Here is a 2,604-nt window from a genome sequence, read left to right as displayed (position 1 = left end):
CGCTCGGCACCCGTCAGGATCTCAACCTTGGCCATTCATACCCTGTTACGTCACAAATGAATCATCTGTGTCGTAACTTGCGCTAATTCCGCACCTAAACAAAACCGACTCACCGGACGCTCACGAATGAAGCTGTTTTTGGTGCTGTTTTTTGCTGTTGCGCTAGCAGCCTGCACATCCCCGCAACGTGAAAGGAACCCGGCAGCCGATATGGCTGGGATGAGCACTTGCCAAAAGGTGGTATATGCCCTGTCTGATCGAAAAGCGACTCTCGAAACTAAATCGGTCGCGCGTGAGGTTGGACGAAACAACGGGTGTTTTGGAAGACCCCAACCGCAAAGAATTCACGTGGAGCAAATTATCAAAGTGGATTAATCAGTCACCTTTAGCGAGAGTTTCCGTCTACTCCAGTTTCTACTAGAACACCTTTGTACAACTGCAGCGCGAGGAACGAGCCGCCTTTGCCACCGTACGTATCACGGCGAAACAAACTGCTTGCAAAGAAAGAGCGCCCCGTAGGGCGCTCGCGACTATGGGGTAATTGAGTGGCCGTGCAGTTGAGGCCATATGATGGAAGTGCAGCGGGGAGCTGAGCCATATTGAGGCCATTGAGAATTCCTGGAATTTCTTTACTATGCGGTATGTATCTGGGGGCAGCCATGAAAGAGGACCTGTTGGCAAAGCAGCGCCAAAAGAGCGAAGGCACATTGCGGAGGCTTAAAGCGTCCGTTGATGTCCTTCTATCGACTATTCCTGCTGACCTTGTTCGCGCGAAAAAAGTAACAACCGAGGAAGCAGGCGAGGTCGAACGTGGAATTCGAAGAACTGAAGACAGCATCAGCCAGGGCGCAAGAAGGACAAAGAACCGATTCCGTCTTTGATTTTCTTTATTACGACACAGCGCGAATTTCATCTTTCCTATCCCAGTTCGACGCATTTGGTCATTTGACCGAAATTACCCATAGAGAGCACGCCAACCGCAACAAGAGCACAGTCGTTGCGAATAAGCTGGATGGCAACACCTTGTTGGTGAAGGGCTCGATCTCTAGCGAAACAGATGCTGCTTCGGAATACGGTCAAGATAGTCAACGAACTTATGACCCACGTTGGGCAAACGCGCTCAATTTCCTTGACTACCTCGATGAGAACAGATTGTTGCAACGCGACATAAGTGTTGCCCGCATTGGTCAGTTCGTTTTGGCATCAGGGAGTCTAGCAGCCTTTGATATGGGGCTGTTGCGCGGGATGTGGAGCCTCCCATCGATCAAACGCGCAATGAATCAAGGCGTAAAGGTCCAAGACGGTATAGGTAACAGACATTCTAGGCGAAAAGATGCAGTTACCAAACCTGCGGGCCAGACCGGAGCAGAGCAGAGCATCGAACTCGCAACGGATTTACTGTCAGTACTTCCCCATTCTATCCAGTCGTCGATAACGCACGACAATATGTCTGTTTGGGCGAGCTTGAAAGAAGAGTGCCTAACAGTCTCACCAGTCGATCTTTTCATGAAACACGGCATGACAATTGCGGGAACATGGAGCTTCGTAGGAATTTTAGATGCCAGGCCTGAAGATGAAAACTTTCTGTCGGAGCTTGCAAGCCAGACAATTGCCGGCACAACCTTGGGTGGGCTTGGAGGGATGCTCGTTCCCCATCTCGTGCCAGCGATAAGGCCATTACTCGGTCGGCCCGCTACATCTTTCGGGATTACGCCTTTGCTACTGTTTCGACAAGTCGGACCAGATAGCGAATAGTGAGCGACGGTGTTCACATCACTATCCCCTTGACTATCGCATTCGCACTTTGCAATTTGCGGCTGTTAAGGGGGACTTCCATGAAACTACACGCACTCACTGCGCTCGCTTTGAGCGCCTCTCTCGTCGCGTGCGCAAAACGGCCGGATGCTATCGTACCTGTCGATATACCGATGGCGGCATACACCAACCTGCGTTGCGCAGAGTTGGCGCAGGAGCTCATCAAAGAGCGCAACAATTTAGCCGCCCTCTCAAAGCAGCAGAACCAAGCCGCTACCGGCGATGCAGTCGGTGTTTTCCTACTCGGCGTTCCTGCATCCAGCACGTTCGGCGGGGACAAAGAAGGCCAGGTTGCCGTATCCAAGGGCAAAGTGAACGCCATTGAATCGGCAGCCAAAAGTAAGGGCTGCAAGTGAAGGGATGGAAATCTTTGACGTGGCCGCATCTGTCATAACGATTGCAATGTTTCTGGTCACGGTGATCCAGCTGATTAAGATCTGGATGGAGCGGTGATCCCAGATACATCTCCTTCCATCAGATTCAGCGCGGCGGGCTTCTCATTTCGGCCCGGTAAGGGGCAAGAGCTTCAAGCCGTCGCCCGTCGCCCGTCGCCCCTTCCCTTTCCCTATCCAAAGCCCTGGCTAACGCAGGGGCCTTTTTGTTGCGCACCTTCATGGCCCATCTCGGCTTGTTCATGCTTCGAAGCCATGTCAGCATTCATCTCTTATAGCGTGACAACACGACCAGTTCAGCGGCGGAAGTGGGGACAATGATTCTGCCCTCGTGTCCATCACCAGTGACCCCATGATTTGTGCAGGGCAGCACGTCGTCGGTACATAGGGCAGAAAA

At 52.2% G+C, this 2,604-nt stretch carries 2 protein-coding genes; both read left to right on the top strand.

All coding sequences use genetic code 11. The annotated features are described in order from the left end of the window. Window positions 1-810 precede the first annotated feature (810 nt). Entirely contained in the window at window positions 811-1,755 is a 945-nt protein-coding gene (locus DUT91_RS24725) for a hypothetical protein (RefSeq protein WP_114443027.1), read from the top strand. Between the two features lie 80 nt (window positions 1,756-1,835). Continuing rightward, a complete protein-coding gene (locus tag DUT91_RS24720; RefSeq protein WP_114443028.1) occupies window positions 1,836-2,171 on the top strand; it encodes a hypothetical protein in 336 nt (111 codons plus the stop codon). The last annotated feature ends 433 nt before the right edge of the window (window positions 2,172-2,604 follow it).

The sequence above is a fragment of the Paramesorhizobium salinisoli genome (assembly GCF_003335045.1).
Taxonomy (GTDB): domain Bacteria; phylum Pseudomonadota; class Alphaproteobacteria; order Rhizobiales; family Rhizobiaceae; genus Paramesorhizobium; species Paramesorhizobium salinisoli.
The sequence above is the reverse complement of the archived record's forward strand: the minus strand, read 5'-3'. Positions and strand labels throughout refer to the sequence as shown.

Excerpts from the sequence above, each read along its gene's own strand:
- DUT91_RS24720 (WP_114443028.1), top strand. The coding sequence starts at position 1,836 with ATGAAACTACACGCACTCACTGCGCTCGCTTTGAGCGCCTCTCTCGTC.